Annotated in this window: 16 protein-coding genes; 2 read left to right on the top strand and 14 right to left on the bottom strand. The window is 65.2% G+C overall.

The window, feature by feature from the left end; all coding sequences use genetic code 11:
* Positions 1-176 precede the first annotated feature (176 nt).
* The 13 genes from VMJ11_RS07865 to VMJ11_RS07925 form a co-directional block, all read right to left on the bottom strand.
* Positions 177-1,856 (bottom strand): SulP family inorganic anion transporter, encoded by a 1,680-nt coding sequence (locus VMJ11_RS07865; protein ID WP_325618624.1) that lies wholly within the window; start codon positions 1,854-1,856, stop codon positions 177-179.
* A 182-nt stretch (positions 1,857-2,038) separates the two neighbouring features.
* Complete coding sequence (locus tag VMJ11_RS07870) at positions 2,039-3,763, bottom strand: SpoVR family protein (protein WP_325618626.1); 1,725 nt, start codon at positions 3,761-3,763, stop codon at positions 2,039-2,041.
* The gene (locus tag VMJ11_RS07875; RefSeq protein WP_325618628.1) at positions 3,760-5,028 is read right to left on the bottom strand and encodes a YeaH/YhbH family protein; all 1,269 of its coding nucleotides are present in this window, start codon (positions 5,026-5,028) and stop codon (positions 3,760-3,762) included. The genes VMJ11_RS07870 and VMJ11_RS07875 overlap by 4 nt, the downstream gene beginning before the upstream one ends.
* A 184-nt stretch (positions 5,029-5,212) precedes the next feature.
* The gene (locus VMJ11_RS07880; RefSeq protein ID WP_325618630.1) at positions 5,213-7,135 is read right to left on the bottom strand and encodes a PrkA family serine protein kinase; all 1,923 of its coding nucleotides are present in this window, start codon (positions 7,133-7,135) and stop codon (positions 5,213-5,215) included.
* Between the two features lie 796 nt (positions 7,136-7,931).
* A complete protein-coding gene (locus VMJ11_RS07885; RefSeq protein WP_325618632.1) occupies positions 7,932-8,693 on the bottom strand; it encodes a hydratase in 762 nt (253 codons plus the stop codon).
* Between the two features lie 403 nt (positions 8,694-9,096).
* Positions 9,097-10,854, bottom strand: a complete 1,758-nt coding sequence (locus VMJ11_RS07890) for a methyl-accepting chemotaxis protein (protein ID WP_325618635.1) — start codon at positions 10,852-10,854, stop codon at positions 9,097-9,099.
* A gap of 193 nt (positions 10,855-11,047) precedes the next feature.
* A complete protein-coding gene (gene rbsK, locus VMJ11_RS07895) occupies positions 11,048-11,998 on the bottom strand; it encodes a ribokinase (RefSeq protein WP_325618637.1) in 951 nt (316 codons plus the stop codon).
* A gap of 35 nt (positions 11,999-12,033) precedes the next feature.
* Complete coding sequence (locus VMJ11_RS07900) at positions 12,034-13,071, bottom strand: LacI family DNA-binding transcriptional regulator (RefSeq protein WP_325618640.1); 1,038 nt, start codon at positions 13,069-13,071, stop codon at positions 12,034-12,036.
* Between the two features lie 140 nt (positions 13,072-13,211).
* Positions 13,212-14,333, bottom strand: a complete 1,122-nt coding sequence (locus tag VMJ11_RS07905; protein ID WP_414694334.1) for an ABC transporter permease — start codon at positions 14,331-14,333, stop codon at positions 13,212-13,214.
* The gene (locus VMJ11_RS07910) at positions 14,330-16,075 is read right to left on the bottom strand and encodes a sugar ABC transporter ATP-binding protein (RefSeq protein ID WP_325618644.1); all 1,746 of its coding nucleotides are present in this window, start codon (positions 16,073-16,075) and stop codon (positions 14,330-14,332) included. Before VMJ11_RS07910 ends, VMJ11_RS07905 begins: the two co-directional genes overlap by 4 nt.
* Positions 16,076-16,385: 310 nt before the next feature.
* Positions 16,386-17,342 (bottom strand): sugar ABC transporter substrate-binding protein, encoded by a 957-nt coding sequence (locus VMJ11_RS07915; protein ID WP_325618646.1) that lies wholly within the window; start codon positions 17,340-17,342, stop codon positions 16,386-16,388.
* A 168-nt stretch (positions 17,343-17,510) separates the two neighbouring features.
* On the bottom strand, positions 17,511-18,488 hold the full coding sequence (corA, locus tag VMJ11_RS07920; protein WP_325618648.1) for a magnesium/cobalt transporter CorA: 978 nt from the start codon (positions 18,486-18,488) through the stop codon (positions 17,511-17,513).
* A 208-nt stretch (positions 18,489-18,696) separates the two neighbouring features.
* Positions 18,697-19,125 carry a hypothetical protein gene (locus VMJ11_RS07925; protein WP_325618651.1) on the bottom strand — a complete coding sequence of 143 codons (429 nt, stop codon included), beginning with the start codon at positions 19,123-19,125 and terminating at the stop codon, positions 18,697-18,699.
* Positions 19,126-19,354: 229 nt separating this feature from the next.
* Between VMJ11_RS07925 and cydX the strand changes: the two genes are divergently transcribed.
* Positions 19,355-19,534 (top strand): cytochrome bd-I oxidase subunit CydX, encoded by a 180-nt coding sequence (cydX, locus tag VMJ11_RS34430; RefSeq protein WP_414694335.1) that lies wholly within the window; start codon positions 19,355-19,357, stop codon positions 19,532-19,534.
* Positions 19,531-20,124 (top strand): ATP-binding protein, encoded by a 594-nt coding sequence (locus VMJ11_RS07935; RefSeq protein WP_325618653.1) that lies wholly within the window; start codon positions 19,531-19,533, stop codon positions 20,122-20,124. Before cydX ends, VMJ11_RS07935 begins: the two co-directional genes overlap by 4 nt.
* Before the next feature lie 4 nt (positions 20,125-20,128).
* Here VMJ11_RS07935 and VMJ11_RS07940 read toward each other — a convergent pair whose 3' ends face one another.
* Positions 20,129-21,232, bottom strand: a complete 1,104-nt coding sequence (locus tag VMJ11_RS07940) for a saccharopine dehydrogenase family protein (RefSeq protein WP_325618655.1) — start codon at positions 21,230-21,232, stop codon at positions 20,129-20,131.
* Between the last annotated feature and the right edge of the window lie 171 nt (positions 21,233-21,403).

Genomic DNA, 21,403 nt, shown 5'->3' on the forward strand with positions numbered 1-21,403 from the left:
GCGAGAATCACCGGCATACGCGTCACGCGCTGCCGGTTCTGAGTGGAGTGGAAGCGCTTCCACAGCGCTCAGGCGCACGATAGCAGTCGCGAATTCAAGCGGGCAATCAGGGTTTGTCTGGACCGCGCGGTCCGCGTGCCTGTTCGGAAAGCGAGGGCATCCTTTCGCCGATGTGCTCACCAGTTGCGCGACTGCTCTCCAAGATCGGGCCGCACAGCCGCGAGCGCCTCATGCAAGGTCGGATAGATGTTCGCTGTGCCGACCACTGCCGTGATGCCGTGCCGGTTCATGTCCGCACGCAGAAACGGGTTCACGCGACCGAAAATGACCTTCACGCCGCGTTCGGCGAGCGCTGAGCAGAGGTCGATCACGGCGCGTCCCGCGGAATAGTCGAGGTCGGTGATCGCCGCCGCGTCCACGACGATGCAACTCACGGGCGTCGGCGCGCCCTCGACGAGCGCCCTCAGTTCGTCGGCGAAAAGATGATCGTTCGCATAAAACAAGTCCGCGCCGAAGCGATAGACGATGAGCCCAGGCGCCGTGATCTGGCCTGGGAGCGCGGGCTCGGGCAGCCAGTGCCCCTCCTCGTTGGGCACCAGCACCATGGTGTGCGGCCGGTAGCTGTGGCGCACATGGCGCAGAAGCGAGAGGCCGATCGCGATCAGGATGCCGTTTTCCACGCCGACCACGACGACCGCTAGCGCCGTCGTCACGGCAAGTCTGAATTCACCGGGACTCTCGCGGCGGATCATGAACAACTGGCGAATGTTCACGAGCCCCACGGCGATCGTGAAGACGATCGCGGCCAGCACGCAGTGCGGCAGGTATTGCAGCAGGCGGCTGAAGAACAACAGCACGACCAGCACCACGCCCGCGAACACGAGCTGCGCGAACTGGCTGCGCGCGCCGGCCTGATCGGCCATGGCGGTCTGCGTGAGGCTGCCGTTCACGACGAAGGCGCCACTCATCGAGGCGGCCGCGTTGGCCGCAGCGAGGCCGAGGAGATTGGCGTCATCGTCGGGGCGCTCGCCGTAACGCTCGGCGAACGCGCGGCTCGTTGCGGCACTCTGCGCGACGATGATGACGAAGCACGACGCCGCCACCTGCAGCAGGTCGATCATCTGGAACCACCCCACGGCAGGAAAGCTCAGTCGAGGCAGGCCGCCTTGCACCGGGCCGATCACCGAAATCCCATGGCCCGCGAAGTTCAACGCGGCGCTTGCTGCGATGCTACCCACCACCGCAACGAGCGCCGCCGGCCAGCGCGGCCGAATGTGCTTGAAGATCAAAATGGCGACGACGACAGCCACTGCGATGGCGAATGTGGGCCAATGGATGGCGGGCAATTGCGTGACGATCTCTTTGAGCTGCAGCACCGTGCGGCGCGAATTGACGGTAATGCCGAGCATGTCCCCCAGCATCGCCACGCCCACCTGCACACCCACGCCGACGAGAAAGCCCGCGAGCACGGTGCGCGAGAGAAAGTCGGCGAGAAAGCCGAGGCGGAACACACGTGCGATCAGGAGCATGATTGCGGTCAGCAACGCGGTCATGCCCGCGAGTGCGACATACTCGGCGCTCGACGGCGTCGCCATGTTCGTGAGGCGGCTCGCGAAGATCGTGGCCGTGGCGGAATCGGCGGCGACCACGAGATGACGCGATGCGCCGAAGAGTGCGAATGCAACGAGCGGCAGGAAGCCCGTGTAGAGGCCGGTTACGGCGGGCATGCCTGCGATGCGGGCATAGCCGAGCAGTTGCGGCACGTTCATGAAGGCGAGCTGCACGCCGGCCAAAGCATCACGTAGAGCCGAGCTGCGCGAAAGCGGCCGCGCGCCGCGAAATAGTTGAAATGCCATTACGCCATCCTTTTCGAAAACCGCCTCTGCGGGCGGTCCTTTGCTGCCGGTTCACAGGCGCAGTATGTTAGCGCGCGTGAGCGTAGCGGCACATATTCAATGGCAACGTCGATGCATGTGCATGAATGAAAGAGGCCAGCCCATGGGCTGGCCTCTGACTTGGGCGAAGCGACGAGATGTGGTTATACGCGCACTGGCGGCGGCATATAACGGCAGTCGTAACGCTTTCTGACCGTGCCATTCTCATCCACGCTTTCGAGGAACACGTCGAACTGCCACAGGCGCGCCATGTGACGCAGCACTTCGTCGGTATCGCCCGAGAGGTGGCGGTTGTCGCTCATGAAATGGCGCAGCGTGAGGCTGCGGTCGCCACGCGTGTTCACCGACCACACCTGGATGTTCGGCTCGCGGTGATGCATGTCGTACTGACGCGAGAGCGCCTGGCGCACGTACTGGTAGCCGCTTTCGTCGTGAATGGCCGAGACTTCGAGCGCGTCGCGCATATCGTCGTCGAGCACCGAGAAGAGCCGCATTTCGCGGATCAGATGCGGCGACAAATATTGCGCGATAAAGCTCTCGTCCTTGAAGTTACGCATTGCATAGTGCAGCGCCTTGAGCCACGGGCTGCCGGCCAGATCGGGGAACCACTTGCGATCCTCCTCCGTGGGGTTTTCGCAGATGCGGCGAATGTCGCTCATCATCGAAAATCCGAGCGCGTACGGATTGATGCCGCTGTAATACGGCTTGGTTACCGGCGGCTGATAGATCACGTTGCTGTGTGAATGCAGGAACTCCATCATGAAGCCGTCTTCGAGCTTGCCCTGCGTGTAGAGCGTGTTGAGCAACGTGTAATGCCAGAATGTGGCCCAGCCTTCGTTCATGACCTGGGTTTGCCGCTGCGGATAGAAGTACTGACCAATCTTGCGCACGATGCGGATCACCTCGCGCTCCCACGGTTCGAGCAGCGGCGCGTTCTTTTCGGCGAAGTACAGCAGGTTCTCCTGCGGCTCGGGCGGAAAGCGCTCGTCGATTTCCTCGAAGACCGGCGCCTGCTGCTTGGGCAGCGTGCGCCACAGCTCGTTTACCTGGGACTGCAGATAAGCCTCGCGTTCGCGGCGCAGCGCGGCCTCGCGTTCCAGCGAGAGCTTTTGTGGCCGCTTGTAGCGGTCCACGCCGTAGTTCATGAGCGCGTGGCACGAGTCGAGCAGTTCCTCCACACGGTCCATGCCAAAACGCTCCTCGCATTCGGCGATGTAGTTCTTCGCGTAGACGAGGTAATCGATGATGGCGTGGGCATCCGTCCACAGACGGAACAGGTAGTTGCCCTTGAAGAACGAGTTGTGTCCATATGCCGCGTGCGCGATCACGAGCGCCTGCATCGTCATGGTGTTCTCTTCCATGAGGTACGCGATGCAGGGATTCGAATTGATGACGATCTCGTACGCGAGCCCCATCTGGCCGCGGCGGTAGCTCTTTTCGGTGGAGAGGAAATGCTTGCCGAACGACCAGTGGCGATAGTTGACCGGCATGCCGACGGACGCATAGGCATCCATCATCTGCTCGGCGCTGATCAGCTCGAGCTGGATCGGATACACGTCCAGCTCATATTGCTCTGCAACATGCGAGATGTGAGTGTCGTACTCTTCGATGAGTTCGAAGGTCCAGTCGGATGGGCACGGCAACGGCCGTTTGTCGGCTACGTTCATTTGCACTTCCCTTTGCTGGGCGAGCCCATGCTCGTTGTGGCGAGCAGCCCCCGCGGCATGTCCGGGCGCTGCGGCGTCTTCGCGATGGTTGTGCTTGCGCTCACCGTCGCGTTCGCCATGATGCCCTTTTTCGTGGCCGCTCGTCTTCCGGCGCTCCGGCTGGTAGCCGCGCGCTTCATTGTGCAGGTGGCGTGTCGTCATGAATGTTCCACCTGTTTTTCGAAAAGCTCGCGGAACACCGGATAGATGTCCGCCGCAGTGTCGACCTTTTTCATCGCCAGATGCGGTTGGGTGAGCGCGAGCTGCGCATATTCGAGCCAGAGGTTCTGCTCCTCCGGCGTCACTTGAATATACGCAAAATAGCGCACCTGAGGCAGGATGTCATCCGCGAGGATCTTCCGGCATTTCGGCGAATCGTCTGTCCAGTTGTCGCCGTCCGAAGCCTGGGCGCCATAGATGTTCCAGTCGCTCGGCGAATAACGGTCCTCGATCACTTTTTTCATCAGCTCCAGCGCGCTCGAAACGACCGTGCCGCCGCTTTCCGTGGAATGGAAGAACGTGTCCTCGTCCACCTCCTCGGCACGCGTGTGGTGGCGAATGAAGACCACCTCGATTTTTTCGTAATTGCGCTTGAGGAACAGGTACAGCAGGATGAAGAAGCGTTTGGAGAGGTCCTTGCGCTGCTCGTCCATCGAGCCCGACACATCCATCAGACAGAACATCACGGCCTGGCTCGATGGCTGCGGCTGCTTCACGCGGTTGATGTAGCGTAGATCGAACGGGTCGATGAACGGAATGCGCCAGATGCGCCCGCGCAAGTGGTGAATCTGCTCTTCGAGCAACGCGATCTCTTCGCGCCGGTCGGCCGTGTCGGCCTTGATCACTTCGAGCTGCTCTTCGAGCTCGCGCAGCTCGTTGACGAGCGGCGCACCGAGCGCGATGCGTCGGCCTAGCGCGCTGCGCAGGGAGCGCACCACGTCGATGTTGTTCGGCGTACCCTCGGCGGCCCAGCCCGCGCGGATGCTCTTCCACGTGGGCACGGCCATCAGATGGGTTTTGACGAGGCGCGGCAGTTCGAGGTCGTCGAAGAAGTACTGCATGAATTCTTCGCGCGAGAGTTCGAATACGAAGTCGTCCTGACCTTCGCCCTCATTGCTCGCCTGGCTGCCACCGCCGCCCGAGCCGCCCTGCGGCCGCGGAATGCGGTCGCCGCGTATGTAGTCCTCGTTGCCGGGATGGACCATTTCGCGCCGGCCGCCGGGGCCATGCCGGAACGAGGGCTCGGCAATGTCCTTGCGTGGGATGGTGATGCTCTGGTTGCTCTGTATGTCCTTGATGCTACGGTCACGCACCGCTTCCGAGACGGCGTGACGAATATAGTTCTTCACGCGGCGCAGGAAGCGCTCGCGGTTAGCAATGCTCTTGTTCTTGCCGGCCAGCCTGCGGTCGATGATTTGATGAAGCACATTCAGTCTCCCGCTCCAGTTTCGAATGGGCGAGGTACGCAGTGTTCATTGCCGCGTCTGCCATCGTGCGTGCCGCGTTCACCTGCTCATGGCCACGCGGACTGCGCCTCGCCGGAGGTCCTGGCGCACCGCCGCATTTGTGCATGTGCAGCGGCGGTGCGCCTGGATGGTAAAGCCCCTTCGTTCATGACGACTTGCGCACGCGCAGATACCAGTCGCAGAGCAACCGGACCTGCTTCGGCGTGTAGCCCTTCGCCACCATGCGGTTAACGAAGTCCTCATGCTTGCGCTGCTCTTCGGCCGACCCTTTCGCATTGAACGAGATGACCGGCAAAAGTTCTTCCGTGTTCGAGAACATTTTCTTTTCGATGACCACGCGCAGCTTCTCGTAGCTGATCCATGCCGGGTTCTTGCCGGCATTGGCCGCACGCGCGCGCAGCACGAAATTCACGATCTCGTTGCGGAAATCCTTCGGATTGCTGATGCCCGCCGGTTTCTCGATCTTCTCAAGCTCGGCATTGAGCGCCGCGCGATCGAAGCTCTCGCCGGTGTCGTGGTCGCGGAACTCCTGGTCCTGAATCCAGAAGTCGGCATACGTGACATAGCGGTCGAAGATATTCTGCCCGTATTCGGAATACGATTCGAGGTAAGCGGTCTGGATCTCCTTGCCGATGAATTCTGCGTAACGCGAGGCCAACACGTCCTTCACGAACGATAGATACTTCTGCTCGGTTTCCGGCGGGAACTGCTCGCGCTCGATCTGCTGTTCGAGCACGTACATGAGGTGCACCGGATTCGCGGCCACTTCCGTCGAGTCGAAGTTGAACACGCGCGAGAGGATCTTGAACGCGAAACGCGTTGAGACCCCGGCCATGCCCTCGTCGACGCCCGCGAAATCGCGGTACTCCTGATACGACTTGGCCTTCGGATCGGTGTCCTTGAGATTCTCGCCGTCGTACACCTGCATCTTCGAGAAGAGGCTGGAGTTCTCCGGCTCCGCGAGACGCGTGAGCACCGAGAACTGCGACATCATCTTCAGCGTGCCCGGCGCGCACACCGACTCGGCAAGCGACGAATTGCGCAGCAGCTTCTCGTAGATCTTCATCTCTTCCGAGTAGCGCAGGCAGTACGGCACCTTCACCACGAAGATACGGTCGAGCAGTGCCTCGTTGTTGCGATTGTTGCGGAACGCCTTCCACTCCGACTCGTTCGAATGCGCGAGGATGATGCCGTTGAACGGGATTGCGCCGAATCCTTCGGTCCCCTTGAAATTACCTTCCTGGGTGGCCGTGAGCAGAGGGTGCAGCACCTTGATCGGCGCCTTGAACATTTCCACGAATTCGAGCAGGCCCTGGTTCGCGAGGCACAGGCCACCGGAATAGCTGTACGCATCGGCGTCGTCTTGCGCATATTGCTCGAGCTTGCGGATGTCCACCTTGCCAACAAGTGACGAGATGTCCTGATTGTTCTCGTCGCCAGGTTCGGTCTTCGCGATCCCGATCTGGCGCAGGATGGACGGATAGCGGCGCACCACGCGGAACTTGCGGATGTCGCCGTTGTACTCGTGCAGGCGCTTCACCGCCCACGGGCTCAGGATGCTCTTCAGGTAGCGGCGCGGAATGCCGTACTGCTCTTCGAGTATGGGACCGTCTTCGTCGTAGTCGAAGAGACCGAGAGGCGACTCGTTCACGGGCGAGCCCTTGATCGCGTAGAACGGCACGCGCTCCATGAGCTGCTTGAGCCGCTCGGCAATGGAGGACTTGCCGCCTCCCACCGGTCCGAGCAGGTAGAGAATCTGCTTCTTCTCTTCGAGTCCTTGCGCCGCATGGCGGAAGTACGCGACGACCTGCTCGATCACGTCTTCCATGCCATAGAACTCGCGGAATGCTGGATAAACCTTGATGACCTTGTTCGCAAAGATGCGCGACAGGCGCGGATCGTTGCGGGTGTCGATCTGTTCGGGTTCGCCGATTGCCGTCAGCATGCGTTCGCCAGCCGTGGCGTACGCATTGGGATCTTCCTTGCAGAGCGCGAGATACTCCTCAAGCGAGAGTTCTTCCTCTCGCGTTTTTTCGAAGCGGGTCGCGAAGCTGCTGTAGATATCCATGCTACCTCCTCGCCGAGTTCTGCGACCGATGTCGTGCGCGGCGCGCTATTCGGAAACGACATCGCTCGAATTCATCCTAAACCCTTTTGAATTTTTTCGCACCGTTAAATCGCGCCTGATGTTCCGTCCAAAGCTTAGCAATTTTGAGCGCTTGGAGGCCACCTGACTACGACTTACAATGATCTCCCCCACTGGTGCAAATTTCAGACCGGGTTCTCACTCCCTCGCACTCACCGCGACCCAACTCGTTGGCCGCTGCACTCACCGCGACAAACCGTTTGGCCTTCTTCATCTGGTCTTGTTACGCAGACCATTTCGGCGCTACGGTGTACATAGCGCTTCTTCATCAAACGCATGAGCCCGCTATAGGTGCACAACCGGTGCGCAGCCTATCGTGACGATTTGTTCGCGACCTCGCATAGCGCACGGTAGCGAGGACTGTTGCGAGCACGCGTCAGCGCGTTTTTTCCCGTTTTACGCGTCGATTTCGCCACGGTCGGTGACCTGCCGCGCATTCCTCGATGCGTTCCCGCACGCGCGAACCATCCCTGCTGGTAGTAGTGGTTTTCCCGTTGCAGTGAATCGACACACGTATGCGCTGCGAAGATGACGCGCGTGACAGGTTGCGCAAGTGTGCACCCGTGAGCCGCGCGGCGCACACAAAAAATAAAGCCGCCATGCAATGCGCTGGCGGCCGTTCGTTGCAGCAAATGTGTCAGGAGCGACGGATCCGGGGACAGGTGTGACAGCGCAGTGACGCGTGCCGCTGTTACAACTTGCGCGCCGGATCGCGCACCTAAACGAACTCGACTTCGACTTCCCCCAATCCGTCGATATGGCCATGCAGGAGGCCGGGTGTATCGATGCGGTGCGCGCCGACATAGGTGCCGGTCGTGATGGTCCACTCGGGCTCGATCGTGATGCCCATCGCAGCACAGTGATTGACGAACCAGACGAGCAGCTCGCGCGGATCGCCGGCAGGGTTGCCGGGCGCCTCGGGCACGAGCGAGACGCCGTCGAACGTCAGTTCGAGCTCCGGCGCAACGAAATCGAGCACGCGCGCGAGCGCGGGGTACGGCAGCGCATGACCCGTCACGAGCGCGCCATTGTTCTGCGCATCGGCGAGCTGGGCCAGCGGCGCGACATTGGGCCACTGCGCGAACCGGCTGTCGACGATCTCGATGGCCGGCAGGATCTGACCAACGCGCGCGAGCACCTCGTCGCGCACGTAAGCCTCGGCGCGCGGCGCAATCGGCTCCGAAAAGCGGAAAGCGACCTCCAGTTCCACGAGCACGCGAAAGAACGAACGGCGCTCGAGACGCGCCGGCGAGGCGTGCACGACCGGCGCCGGGATCGGCGCACCCGAGGCCGGGCCGCCCGGCGCGCGAGCGCCGATCTTCCACCCGCCGGTGGTCGTCTCGAGCCCGGCGATCACTGCCTGCTGGATCGCGTACGCGGTGGCCGCATCCGGCGGCACGCGCTCGGGCTCCAGCGTTTCGATCAGATGATGATGGCGGCGCGCATTCACGAGCCGTTGCGCGAGATCGTCATGCGTCATGTCTGGTTCCTTATTTGTGCTGTCTTGCAGCGTCGGCGCTCGAAGCCGGTGCAATTCGTCCTTGATGGCGCCGAGCGCCCTCCCTCGCCCTCAGGCGCAGGTCTGACGCATCCGCCCGGCGTTACCCCCTACGGCCCCCACTCATGCGCGGAGGCCGAACCGTCCCATGCCGCCTTATGCCACGCTGGCGAGCGCAGGGGCCGCAGTGTAGCGCTTCCACGCGGCCACGCAGATGACACGGCTGACAATGTACCGTAACCGCGCGCCCATGGCGCATGACGGGGCCACTTGGCGGGGTCAAAGTCTCAAAAAAAGAAGCCGCTGCGTCGCAGCGGCTGGCAGGTGCGCGCGGCGGCGCTCTGCGCGTGTAGAGGGGCTGGGGGTCAGCGCCCGTTACTTCAGATCAGAAAGTTTCCCAGTCGCCGCTCGAACCGGCGCCGGCCTGTGCGGTGCTCACCGTGGCCGCGGCGATCGGTCGGGCAACCGGCTGGGCCGCAGAGGGCGCGGTGCGCGGAGTGCGCCTTGCCGACGCCGCGGGGGCGGGAGTCGGGTGCGAAGTCGGGCGCGAAGCCGGCTTTGTCGTGACCCGAGCGGGGAGTTTCGGCGGGGCAGCGGCCGCCCCGTCGTCCAGACTGAACACCGCGATCGCCTCGCGCAACCGGCCCGCCTGGTCCTCGAGCGACTGCGCGGCAGCCGCCGCCTCTTCGACGAGCGCCGCGTTCTGCTGAGTCACCTCGTCCATCTGCGTGACCGCGCGCGCAACCTGCTCGATACCGCCCGACTGCTCCTGCGAGGCCGCCGCGATCTCGCCCATGATGTCGGTCACGCGCTGCACCGCGCCAATGATCTCGCTCATCGTGCGGCCCGCCTCGTCGACGAGTGCCGAGCCGGCCTGCACGCGCTCGACCGAGCTGTCGATGAGCCCCTTGATCTCCTTGGCCGCCGCCGACGAGCGCTGCGCGAGGCTGCGCACCTCACCCGCCACCACGGCGAAGCCGCGGCCCTCCTCGCCCGCGCGCGCCGCTTCGACGGCCGCATTGAGCGCGAGGATGTTGGTCTGGAACGCGATGCCCTCGATGATCGTAATGATCTCGGCGATCTTCGCTGAGCTCTCGTTGATGTCGCCCATCGTGCCGACCACCTGATTGACGACCGCATTGCCCTTGTTGGCGATTTCGGAGGCATTGGCAGCGAGCGCGCTGGCCTGGCGGGCGTTGTCGGCGTTCTGCTTCACGGTGCCCGTGAGCTGCTCCATGCTCGAGGCGGTCTGCTGGAGCGCCGTGGCCTGCTCTTCGGTGCGCGACGAAAGATCGATGTTGCCCGCTGCGATTTCGCGCGTGGCCGTGGCAATCGACTCCGTGCCCGAGCGCACCGAGCGCACCGTGTCGGTGAGGCTGCGCTGCATTTGCGCGACGCCGCCCAGCAGTTCACCCATCTCGTCGTTGCGGCGCACGACGACCGGGCGGCGCAGGTCGCCAGCGGCGATGGCCTGGAAGGCGCCGAGCGCCTCGCCAAGCGGCTCGGCAATGGCGCGGCGCAGCGAGAGGAAGGAGTAGATCGCCGCGCCGACGCCGACCAACAGCGCCACGAGGCACGCTATGCGCAATTCGGAGAATGCGGCCTGAGCGTCGTCGAAACCCTGCTGCGCCTGGGTCACCTGCAGTTTGTCGAGTGCGGCGTCGGCCTTCGAGAGCCCGTCGTAGGCGTCCTTGAGCGCCTTCGCGCCTTCCACCACCTTGGCCTGCTCGCCCGACTGGGCGAACGTGACGAACCTGTCCGCGGCCTGGTGCAGCGCATCGCGGCGCGCCACGACCTCCTGCGCGAGGCGGTCCTCCTCGGGGCTGTGCGGCAAGCTCATGTACTTTTTCCAGAAGTCGTCGGAAACGCCGCGCAGCATGCGCGCGCGCTCGAACGTCGCGGCGGCGTCCGGCGTGCCGAGCTCGAATGCCGCCCGGTCGAGCGCGAGACGCTCGCGCGCGGCGTAGATCTCCGCCAGATTGACCGCGTGCGAACTCGGCATCTGATCGGTGAATGTCTCCCGGTACGCGTCATTCGAGCGCGTGAGACCGAGCAGGCCCAATCCGCTGATGACGACGATCAACGCGGCGAGAAAGCCCATTGTGATGCCGATGCGCGCCTTGATGCTGATGCCCTTGCCCATGACTCCCCCATGTTTGTCTTCTGGTCGGGCGCTCGCGCCCGATTTTGCGCTGCCACTCTAAGTGGAGTTAACGGCAAGGGCTTTCGCGGTCTTGAAATGTGTATATGGTATGAAGTATTAGGGATTTACGCGCAGTTGTTCCTGCATTGAGCCCACAGCACGACCGGTCATCGCGGCAAGGGCACGGGGCGGCTCAGCCCTGAAGCTCGGCAAGCCTTGGAATCGATGGTTGAGCGCCCGAACGGGTGACGGAAATCGAGGCCGCGCGCAGCGCAAAAGCGATCGCGTCCGGCGCGCTCTCCCCGGCGGCGAGGCGTGCCGCGAATGCGCCGATGAAGGTGTCGCCGGCGGCCGTGGTGTCCACGGCGCTCACGCGCGGCGCGCCCAGATGCGTGGGTGCGGCGCCGTCCAGCAGTGCGCACACGCCCTGCGCGCCGAGCGTCACCAGCACGTTGCGCGCGCCCGCTTCGCGCAGCGCAAGCGCGGCGCGCGCCGCGTCTTCGGGCGTGCTTGCCGCGAGGCCGGTCAGCGCCGCAGCCTCGTGTTCGTTCGGCACGAGGTAGTCGACGAGTGGCAGCCAGTGTGCCGGCAGCGGCCCGGTGGCGGGCGCCGGATTGAGGACGGTGATCTTGCCGAGCCGGCGCGCGGCGGCAAGCGCGGCCGCCACGGTGTCGGTGGGCGTTTCGAGCTGGCAAACCACGACATCGGCCTCGCCGAGCACGGCCCCGTGGCGCACAAGCGTCTCGGGCGTGACCTCGCCGTTGCTGCCCGCAACGATGACGATCGCGTTCTGGCTCGCGTCGTCGACCACGATCAGCGCCACGCCGGTCGGCGCGCTCGACGAGGTTTCGAGTGCGCCGCAGTCGATGCCTTCGGCCACGAGCCCCGCGCGCAACACCTCGCCGTTGCTGTCGGCGCCCACGCGGCCGACCATCGCCACCTGCGCGCCCAGTCGCGCCGCCGCCACGGCCTGGTTGCCGCCCTTGCCGCCCGGCACCTGCGCGAACGCGCTGCCCGCGAGCGTCTCGCCGGGGTTCGGCAGACGCGGCGCCCGCACGACGAGATCCATGTTCAGGCTGCCGACCACGGCGACGCGCCCGCGCGCGACGGCTGGCCTTGATGCCCTTGATTCGTCAATCGCCACGATGCCTCCTTCGGTTGGGTGTGGCCGCCCCCGGTTCAGGCCGCGAGCGGCGCGACATGCTCCGCCCCGATCCACGGCCCTGTCGATTCGCGGGCGAAGAGCGTGGGCGGCATCACGCGGCGGCGCACCTTCACGCCCTCCCCACGCTCGCCCGCGATGCGCTCGATCAGCGTGAGCGCTGCCATTTCGCCGAGCGCGCGCGCCGGCTGGCCGACTGTGGAGAGCGCGGGCCAGGTGAAATTGCCGAGCTCGATGTCGTCGAAGCCGATGATCGAGCAGTCGGTCGGCACGCGCAACCCGCGCTCGGCGGCCGCGCGCAGAGCACCGATGCCCATCATGTCGTTGCCGGCGAAGATCGCGGTCGGCCGCACGGTATCGAGCAGTTGCGCCGCCGCGCGGTAGCCGCCCGCACCGGAAAAGTCGCTTTCGACGATCGCGCCCTCCGGAATTTCCACGCCGCGCTCGGACATGGCGCGCAAAAAGCCATGCATGCGCATCGCGCTCACCGCCGACGTCACCGCCCCGATGATGCAGCCAATGCGCGAGTGCCCCAGCTCCAGCAGGTGCCGCGTGGCGAGCCAGGCGCCGCGTTCGTGATCGATCTGCACGAGATCGGCGTCGAGCCCCTCGATGTTCCGGTCGATGACGACGATCGGCTCGCGGGTGCCGGCGAGCGTCGCGGCGAGCGTCGCGTCGTCGCCGGCCGAAGCGACGATCAAGCCATCAATGCGCTTTTCCTGCAGCACGCGCAGGTAGTTGCGCTGCTTGACCGGGTCGTCGTCAGAGTTGCAGAAGAACACACAGTAGCCCTTGCGCGCGCAGCCGTCCTCGACGCCGCGCGCGAGCTCGGCGAAGTACGGGTTGGTGCCGTTCGGCACGAGCAGCCCCACGGTCGCCGTCGAGCGCGCCTTGAGCGAGCGCGCCACCGCCGAAGGCACGTAGTTCAGCTCGCGGATCGCGAGCTCGACCTTGGCCCGCACGTCCGCCGATACCGGACGCGAGTTGTTCACCACATGCGACACCGTCGTGAAAGATACCCCCGCCACGGCGGCCACATCCTTGATCGTCGCCATATTTATGTTGCTCCTGCTTTTTTTGCTGCCCTGTTGCTGCCGGCTCGCCGCGCACCCGTTGTTGGAATAATCACGCGCAGCATCCCCGGTCATATCCGCCGGCCCGCGTTGGGTTGCGGGCCGCGCCCTCGTCAAGTTTGTTATGCCCTGCTACCTCTCTTGCCTCGCCTGCTGCGGTACGTGTCGAGCACGACCGCCACGACGATCACCGCGCCGGTGATGATGCGCTTGGTGGGCTCGTTCGCGCCGATCTGCGCGAGCCCCGCAGCCAGCACCGAGATGATCAAGACACCGAAGAACGTGCTGATCACCGACCCTCTGCCGCCCATCAGGCTCGTGCCGCCGATCACTACGGCCGCGATCACCTGCAGCTCGAGCCCCACTCCCGCATTCGGATCGGCGGCTTCGAGGCGCGAAATCTGGAACAGCGCCGCGAGCCCCGAAAGCGCGCCCATCAGCGCAAACACGATCACCTTGTACGGCCGCGGATCGACGCCCGCGAGCCGCACCGCTTCCTCGTTGGTGCCGATACCAATCAGGTAGCGGCCGAACACCGTGCGCGTGAGCGTGAGCTGCGCAATCACCATCACCGCCACCGCGATCAGGAACGCCGGCGAGATGCCGAACGCGATCGGGTTCGAGAGGAAATCGAACGCATCGCCGATATACGCAGTGCGCGAGTTCGTCATCTGGTACGCAAGCCCTCGCGCCGCTTCGAGTACGCCGAGCGAGACGATGAACGACGGAATGCGCCAGCCCACCGTGACCGCGCCCGTGAGCGTGCCCGTTGCCGCCGCGGCCACGAGTCCGATCAGCGCCGCCGGCAGCGCGCCCCAGCCCCACTTCAGCGACGCCACGCTCACCACCGAAGCGCCGAGCGCGAGCACGGAACCCACCGACAGATCGATGCCCGCGATGATCAGCACGAAAGTCATGCCCACGGCCATCACCACGAGATCGGGAATCTGGTTTGCAATCGTACTGAAGGTATCGTACGTGAGAAAGTGCGAACTGAGCAGCGAGAACAGCACGATCATCGCGACGAGCGCGAGCGCGAGGCCGAGGTAGTTCGAAAAACCAAAGCGCGTGCCCGCCGGCTTGCCGCTCGCGGGCGCAGTATGTGGCGCCGTCTTTGACACCGTCTGTGGCGCCGAAGCCGCGGGCGTGCCGCCGGCAGTGGACGCACTTTTGGTCGAACTGGTTCGTCCACTGCCTTCGTCACCGGGGGGCGATGGTTGCCTGTGCAACGGGTCGTTCGTCATGACGCGCTCCCTCGTGGGTCGTCGTTTCCTCGGTGCGCGTCGTGCGCCGTCGCGCCTTGTGCCGCGCTGTCCGGCACGCCGGCCGAATCCGGCAGATCGGCCGCGTCGGCAACGAGCGCATCCTCGGCGCGCAGGCCCGCGAACGCGGCGGCGAGCAGCAAGTCCTGGCTCCATTCGTCGCGCGCGTAGACGGCCGTCATCTTCCCCGCCGACATCACGCCGATGCGGTCGCAGATCAGCATCAGCTCGCGCAGGTCGCTCGACACCACCACGAGCGCGCGGCCCTCGCGCGCAAGCGCCCCCATCAGCGCGTAGATGTCGAACTTCGCGCCGACGTCGATGCCGCGCGTCGGCTCGTCGAACAGCACCACGCGCATCGCATGCGTGATGTCGCGCGCGAGCCAGCGGCCGATCACGACCTTTTGCTGGTTGCCGCCCGAGAGCTCGCCCACCGGCTGCGCGGGGCCGGCCGTGCGGATGCGCAGCGCGTCGATCTGCGTGCGCGCCAGCGTGTTCTCGCGGGCCGCGTCCACCACGCCGTAGCGCGACACCGCGCCCAGGTTGCCGAGCGTCACGTTCGCGGCGAGCGGCTGCGGCAGCAGGAGCCCCTCGCCCTTGCGGTCTTCGGTGATGAGCGCAATGCCGAGGCGCACCGCGTCGGCGGGCGAGCCGATCTGCACCGGCTCGGGCGCGGCGCCCGGCGTGGGCGCGAGCGCCACGGTGCCGCGCTCCATGCGGTCGGCGCCGTAGATGAGCCGCATCAACTCCGTTCTACCCGCGCCGATCAGCCCCGAAACGCCAAAGATCTCGCCCGCGCGCACTTCGAACGACACGTCGCGCACGGCCTTCGCGCGCGTGAGTCCTTCCACCTTCAGCAGCGGCGCGCCGATGCGCCGCTGTCCGAGATCGATGCGCTCGCCAAGCTCACGCCCCACCATCAGCGCGACGATGCGCTCGGGCGTGAGATTGGCCATGGCGTCCACGCGCACGAGCCGGCCGTCGCGCAGCACCGCGACGCGCTGCGCAATGCGCTCGAGCTCCTCGAGCCGGTGCGAGATGTACACGAGCGCCACGCCGCGCGCCTTGAGCCGCGCGATCTGCTCGAACAGCAGTTCGACTTCGCGGCCCGTGAGCATGGCCGTGGGCTCGTCGAGGACGAGCACGCGCATATCGCCTGAACTGCCGGAACCGCCCGGGCTGCCCGAACTGCCGGCATCCCCGCCATTGCCGATCAGGTTGCGCGCGATCTCCACGAGCTGCTGATGCCCGATGCCGAGTTCGCCCACGGGCGTATCGGGGTCGATCGCCTCGAGCCCGACCTGCGCCATCGCCGCGTGCGCGTTCGCACGCAGCCGCTTGCGGTCGATCCAGCCGAACCGCAGCGGCCCCGACTGCGGCAGGCGGTCCAGAAAAAGATTCTCGGCAACCGTGAGCGTGGGCAGCAGGTTCAGCTCCTGCATGACCATGCGCACGCCGAGCGCCTCGGCTTCGCGGCGGCTCGCCGGTGCGTAGGGCCGGCCCATCAGCGCCATGCTGCCCGCGCTCGGCGCCGTAAGGCCGCCCACGATCTTCGAGAGTGTGCTCTTGCCCGCGCCGTTTTCTCCCGTGAGCGCAAGCACCTCGCCCGCGTGCAGCGCGAGGCTGACGTCGGCGAGCACCGGCTGCTCGTAGGTCTTGCCCACGCCCGTGACCACAAGCACGGCAGGCGCAGGTGACGCTACGTCGGGGGCAATTGCATCCATCACGATCCTGTAGTCGCGAGCCGCGCCGCCGGAGATAAACCGGCGCACACGCCGCCCGGATGCTGCGGGTCCGCGCCGCCGCCACACGCCCCGGTAGAGCGGTATCGAACGGCGCGCTGCGCAGCATTTTGCCGCCCAGCGAAGGACGGCCGCCCATGCGGCCATCCCGGTACACATAACGGCTGCGCAGCGCAATTCTTGAGCATTTATTGAGTTGCGCGCACAAATACCCACACGGCACGCCGCTGCGGCTGCCGCGGCAGCGCAGGGCCAACCCACGGCGAGCGCCACGAGAAGCGGCGCGCCGCGCTTACTTCGTGACGAGCACCACGGGCGTTTCGACGATGCCCGAAAGCTCGGACTGCTTCTTGTGCTCCTTGAGCGCCTTGAGCGCCGTATCGATGCCGAACACCGCCTGCTTCGCCGCGAACTGGTCGGCGGTGGCGAGCACGCGGCCGTCCTTGAGCATCGGCTTGATGGCGTCGATGTTGTCGTAGCCGACCACGTACACCTTGCCCTGCTTGCCCGCCGCGCGCACCGCCGACACGGCGCCGATCGCCATGTTGTCGTTGCCGCACAGGAGCGCCTTGAGGTCGGGGTACTCGTTGAGCATCGCGGAAGCGACGGCGTTGCCCTTGTCGATCTCCCATTCGCCCGACTGCACCGAGACGATCTTCGCGCCCACGGCCTGCATCGCGTCCTTGAAGCCCGCCGTGCGCTGCTGCGCGTTGGTCGTGGTGGAGACGCCCTCGACGATGCCCACCTGGTCGCCCGACTTGAGCCGCTTGGCGAGGTAGTCGCCCACGAGACGCGCGCCCTTGCGGTTGTCGGGGCCAACGAACGGCACGTTCAGGTCCTTGGACTTGAGCACGTCGGGATCGAGCCGGTTGTCGATGTTCACGACGATGATGCCCGCGTCCACCGCCTTCTTGACGACGGGCACGAGCGCCTTCGAGTCGGCCGGCGCGAGCACGATGGCATCGACCTTGGAGACGATCATCTGCTCGACGATCTGGATCTGCGCGGCGGTGTCGGTCTCGTTCTTGATGCCGTTGGTGATGAGATCGAACTCGGAGGCGTTGTGCTTCTGATAGTCCTTCGCGCCGGTCTCCATGGTGAGGAAGAACTCATTGGCGAGCGACTTCATGACGAGCGCGACTTTCGGCTTCTTGCCGGCGGCCTGGGCGTGGGCGGCAAGCGGCAGCGCGCAGGTCGCGGCGAGCACGGTGGTGGCGAGGAGGATGCGGCGGCGAATGCGGGAGTTCATCTTCGGTGTCTCCGGTTTGTCGGGCCCGGACGGGCCCTGCTTTCTGGTTGCGCGCAAACGTTTGCTGGCGGCCCATTCTCGGCGCCGGCGCTTCGCGGTGTCAATGCCGGCGCTGCGGCAACGCAGCAATCCCTTCCTTCGGCAAACGCGAACGACGCCGGCGCCACCTCAGAGCCAGTTGATGCGTCGAAACAGGAAAAACAGGAAAACGTCGATCAGCACCATGGCCGCGAGGCAGATCTGGTAGCCGAACCTGAAATGTAGCTCCGGAATGTGCTCGAAGTTCATTCCGTAGATACCCGCAATCATCGTCGGCACGGCGAAGAGCGCGGCGAATGCGCCGAGCCGCTTGGTCACTTCGTTCTCCGCGAGCGAGATCATGCCGAGGTTCACCTGAATGGCCGTCACGATCATCTCGCGCCGCGCGTCGATGGAGTTGGACACGCGCACGAGGTGGTCGTAGACGTCGCGGAAATAGGCTTGCATACCCACGCAGATCTGCGGGATGCGCCCGCCCACCAGCTTGCCGACGGCGTCGAGCAGCGGCGTGACGTGGTGCGCGAGGATCACGAGGCGGCGCTTGAGGGAATAGAGATCCTCGATGATTGCGCGCGAACCCGCGAGATTGTGCTTCTCGAAGATGCGGTCTTCCAGTTCCTCGACCTCGGCCGAGAGCGTCTCGAGCACCGGCGCGTAGCGGTCGACCACGCTGTCCATCAGCGCGTAGAGCACGAAGCCGGAGCCTTCGCGCAGCAGCTCGGGTTCACGCTCGCAGCGCGCACGCACGTCGGTGAAGCCCTGTTGCGCGCGGTGGCGCACCGAGAGCACGAAATTGGGGCCGGCGAACACGTTCACCTGCCCCGTGATGACTTCGCCGTCGTCGTCGAGCTCGAGCGTGTGGAGCACGCAAAATAGCGTGTCGCCGTATTCCTCGATCTTCGGCCGCTGGTTGCCGTTCATCACGTCTTCGATTGCGAGCGCATGCAGGCCGAACTCTTCCTTCATCGCGGCCATCTCGCCGGCGTCGGGATCCTTGAGCGCCACCCATACGAAGCATTCCGGCTTCGCCAGATAGTCGCTGATGGCCTCGACGGGGACTTCGGCCAGTTTCTTGCCGCCTTGATACGCGGCGCAGTTGATCAGCATGTCGTTTTCTTCGCGGGGCGAGCACCGGCTGCCCTGTTTCGGGTTGAACCGGTTGCCAAGTGTAAGGTGTTCCGTTGACCGGCGACGGCACGGTGGGTTCCCGTACCGCACATGCGTGCTTCGCCCGCGCCGTTCACCGCGCACGTGCCACACCGGCGCATCCGGGCAACCGTCGAGGCCGTCGTGCCGGCCGCGCACGGCCTGCGGCCTATTGCGCGACGCGCCGGATACCGATGCGATCGTCCTTGTCGAAGGTGACGCTCGCGCGGTTCGTATAGCGCGGATCCACGAGGAAGCGCAGCTCCACCACGGGATCGAACTGCGTCGTCACGCCGATGCGGTGCACGCCCGGCTTCAGGTAGAACGTGACGTGCTCGCCGTTCATGAGGTCGGTGACGGGTTCGCCGTCGATATAGACCGGCGCATCGCGGAACTTCACGATGACATTGCGGCTGCGCTCGCGGCGCACGTCCACGGCGACGAGGCCCTCGCCCGGCTCCGTATAGCCCGGCTTCAGAATGCGCTCGGCCGGCACGGCCTTGAACGGGACCGGCGGCGCCGGCTCCTCGGCGCAGCCGGCCAGGGCGAGCGCCGTTGCAATGGCGGCGATGCTCGCAGTCAACACGCGCGATGGCATGGGCGCTTTCCCCTTTATCGAGCGGAGCCGGCACCTGGGTGCCTCTTCCGGTCCTCTCCTGGATGGTTGCCGGTGGTATTGGGCTTAGGCCCCAGGCCTGCGGGCGTCGTCGCGAATCTCTCGTTTGCGCCTGTGACCGACGCGCTGGCGCCATACCCATCATCGATGTTATATGCTTCGAACAATGCGCGGCAGCACGCGCAACCCGCACGGAGAGGGGGCAAAGGCGATGTGGTACTTCTCGTGGATCCTCGGCATCGGCGTGGCGCTTGGCTTTGGCATCATCAACGTGATGTGGCTCGACATCAACGGCAAGTTCCTGAACGGCCACGGGCCGGGCCAGCACGGGCCTGAAGAAGGCCGCCCGGGCTATCCTGGCGCTCAGCCCGGCGAGGCACACCGCCCGTGACGCGGCTGGTGTTCTTCTGCGGTCACGCCGGAACCGGCAAGACTTCGCTCGCCAAGCGGTTGTTCGCCCCGCTCGTACGCGCGACCGGCGAGCCGTTCTGCCTGCTCGACAAGGACACGCTCTACGGCGGCTATAGCGCCGCCGCGATGGGCGCGCTAACACAGGACCCGAACGACCGCGACAGCCCGCTCTTCCTGCAACACCTGCGCGACCCCGAGTACCGGGGGCTCATCGACACCGCCCGCGAAAATCTCGAGCTTGGCGTGAGCGTGCTCGTGGTGGGTCCGCTTTCACGCGAGGTACGCGAGCGCAAGCTGTTCGACCGCGGCTGGCTCGGTGTCGGGCCGCAGGTCGCGCTCACGGTGCTCTGGGTCCACACGAGCGAGGAAACGGCGCGCGCGCGCATCGTCGCGCGCAGCCATCCTATCGACGCCTACAAGCTCGCCCACTGGGACGAATACCGGCAGCGGCGCTTCATGCCGTCGGGCGAGCAGCTCGACGGCCTCCTCCTGTTCGACAACACCACGCCCACCGAGGCCGACTACGACGCCTTGCTGCAGCGCCTGGTCCTCGCGGGCGCGCCGGCGTGAGCCGTCAGGCCGGCACCTTCGCGCGGCTGTCGAGCGTCGCACCTTCGTACACCTGACCGAACCGGTTCGCGAGGAACTGGTGCAGCGACACCTGCTCCTGGCGCACGAACCCGGCTTGCGGCAGGTGCTTTTCGCGGAACAGGTCGAGCACTGCGCACATCGCGCCGGCCGTGGTGATCTGGATCGCGCTCATGGGCACGCCGCACACGGTCTTCGCGAAGATCTTGCGTGTGAACACTTCCTGTACGAGCTGGCCGTTACGCATCCCCGTAACCGTCATGAAGATGAGCACGACGTCCTGCTCCGTGGCGGGCACTGAGCGGCGCATGATGGACTTGAGCGTGTCGCGGTCGCTCGCGAGGCGCAGGTCCTCGAGCAGGAACCGCATCAGTTCGCGGTGCCCCGGGTAACGCACCGACTTGTAGTCGAGCGACTCCACGCGTCCCGAGAGCGTCTCGCAAAGCGTGCCGAGGCCGCCCGACGTATTGAAGGCCTCGTATTCCACGCCGTCGAGCGAGAAATGCTCGAGCCCTTCGAGCGGCTGCACCCACTGCGTGCGGCTATCGCGGATCGCCTCGCACGGCTGGCAATACTCGTTGATGAGGCCGTCGACGCTCCAGGTGAGGTTGTATTTGAGCGCATTGGTCGGGAACTGCGGCAGCGCGCCCACGCGCATCTTGACCTCGCGGATCTCGGTGAAGCGGCTCGCGAGCGCGTGCGCGGCAATGCCGATGAAACCGGGCGCGAGGCCACACTGCGGCATGAAAACATGGTCGGCGCCTTCGGCGAGCGCGCGGATCGCATGCGTTGCGCGCACGTCCTCGGTCAGGTCGAAGTAGTGAACGCCCGCGCCCTTCGCCGCCGAGGCGACGTTCACCGCGAGGTAATACGGCAGCGCGTTGACGAGCACGTCATAGCCTTCGAGCGCGCCGCGCAGCGCGGCGGCATCGCCGGAATCGACTCGCGCTGTGGGGATACCCTGCGCCGCGAGCGGTTCGAGCGCCTTTGCATCGCGGTCGAAGGCCGCCACTTCGTAGTCCCCGGTTTCGCGCAGCATGTGGGCGATGGTGTGGCCGATCAAACCGGCGCCTGCAATTGCGACTTTCATTTGTCATCTCCTTTGGTTTTCTGTGCTTGGGGATGGGCAGCGCCCGTTCAGCCACAGTCTAGGGAGAGGCAAAATCGGATCATAGACACAAAACGATGCGCTTCGACCGCGGCTTTCGTCATTTCGACGACACTTTTCGTCGAAATGACGAAAAGTGTAAAAACGGCTCGC

The sequence above is a fragment of the Paraburkholderia sp. genome (assembly GCF_035501035.1).
GTDB lineage: Bacteria > Pseudomonadota > Gammaproteobacteria > Burkholderiales > Burkholderiaceae > Paraburkholderia.

Bases quoted from the DNA above. Each gene is read 5' to 3' on its own strand.
- corA (WP_325618648.1), bottom strand. From the start codon at position 18,488: ATGCTGATCAACTGCGCCGCGTATCAAGGCGGCAAGAAACTGGCCGAA.
- VMJ11_RS07870 (WP_325618626.1), bottom strand. From the start codon at position 3,763: ATGACGACACGCCACCTGCACAATGAAGCGCGCGGCTACCAGCCGGAG.
- VMJ11_RS07885 (WP_325618632.1), bottom strand. From the start codon at position 8,693: ATGACGCATGACGATCTCGCGCAACGGCTCGTGAATGCGCGCCGCCAT.
- VMJ11_RS07905 (WP_414694334.1), bottom strand. From the start codon at position 14,333: ATGACGAACGACCCGTTGCACAGGCAACCATCGCCCCCCGGTGACGAA.
- VMJ11_RS07915 (WP_325618646.1), bottom strand. From the start codon at position 17,342: ATGAACTCCCGCATTCGCCGCCGCATCCTCCTCGCCACCACCGTGCTC.
- VMJ11_RS07940 (WP_325618655.1), bottom strand. From the start codon at position 21,232: ATGAAAGTCGCAATTGCAGGCGCCGGTTTGATCGGCCACACCATCGCC.
- cydX (WP_414694335.1), top strand. From the start codon at position 19,355: ATGTGGTACTTCTCGTGGATCCTCGGCATCGGCGTGGCGCTTGGCTTT.
- VMJ11_RS07890 (WP_325618635.1), bottom strand. From the start codon at position 10,854: ATGGGCAAGGGCATCAGCATCAAGGCGCGCATCGGCATCACAATGGGC.
- VMJ11_RS07910 (WP_325618644.1), bottom strand. From the start codon at position 16,075: ATGGATGCAATTGCCCCCGACGTAGCGTCACCTGCGCCTGCCGTGCTT.
- VMJ11_RS07925 (WP_325618651.1), bottom strand. From the start codon at position 19,125: ATGCCATCGCGCGTGTTGACTGCGAGCATCGCCGCCATTGCAACGGCG.
- VMJ11_RS07880 (WP_325618630.1), bottom strand. From the start codon at position 7,135: ATGGATATCTACAGCAGCTTCGCGACCCGCTTCGAAAAAACGCGAGAG.
- VMJ11_RS07865 (WP_325618624.1), bottom strand. From the start codon at position 1,856: ATGGCATTTCAACTATTTCGCGGCGCGCGGCCGCTTTCGCGCAGCTCG.
- VMJ11_RS07900 (WP_325618640.1), bottom strand. From the start codon at position 13,071: ATGGCGACGATCAAGGATGTGGCCGCCGTGGCGGGGGTATCTTTCACG.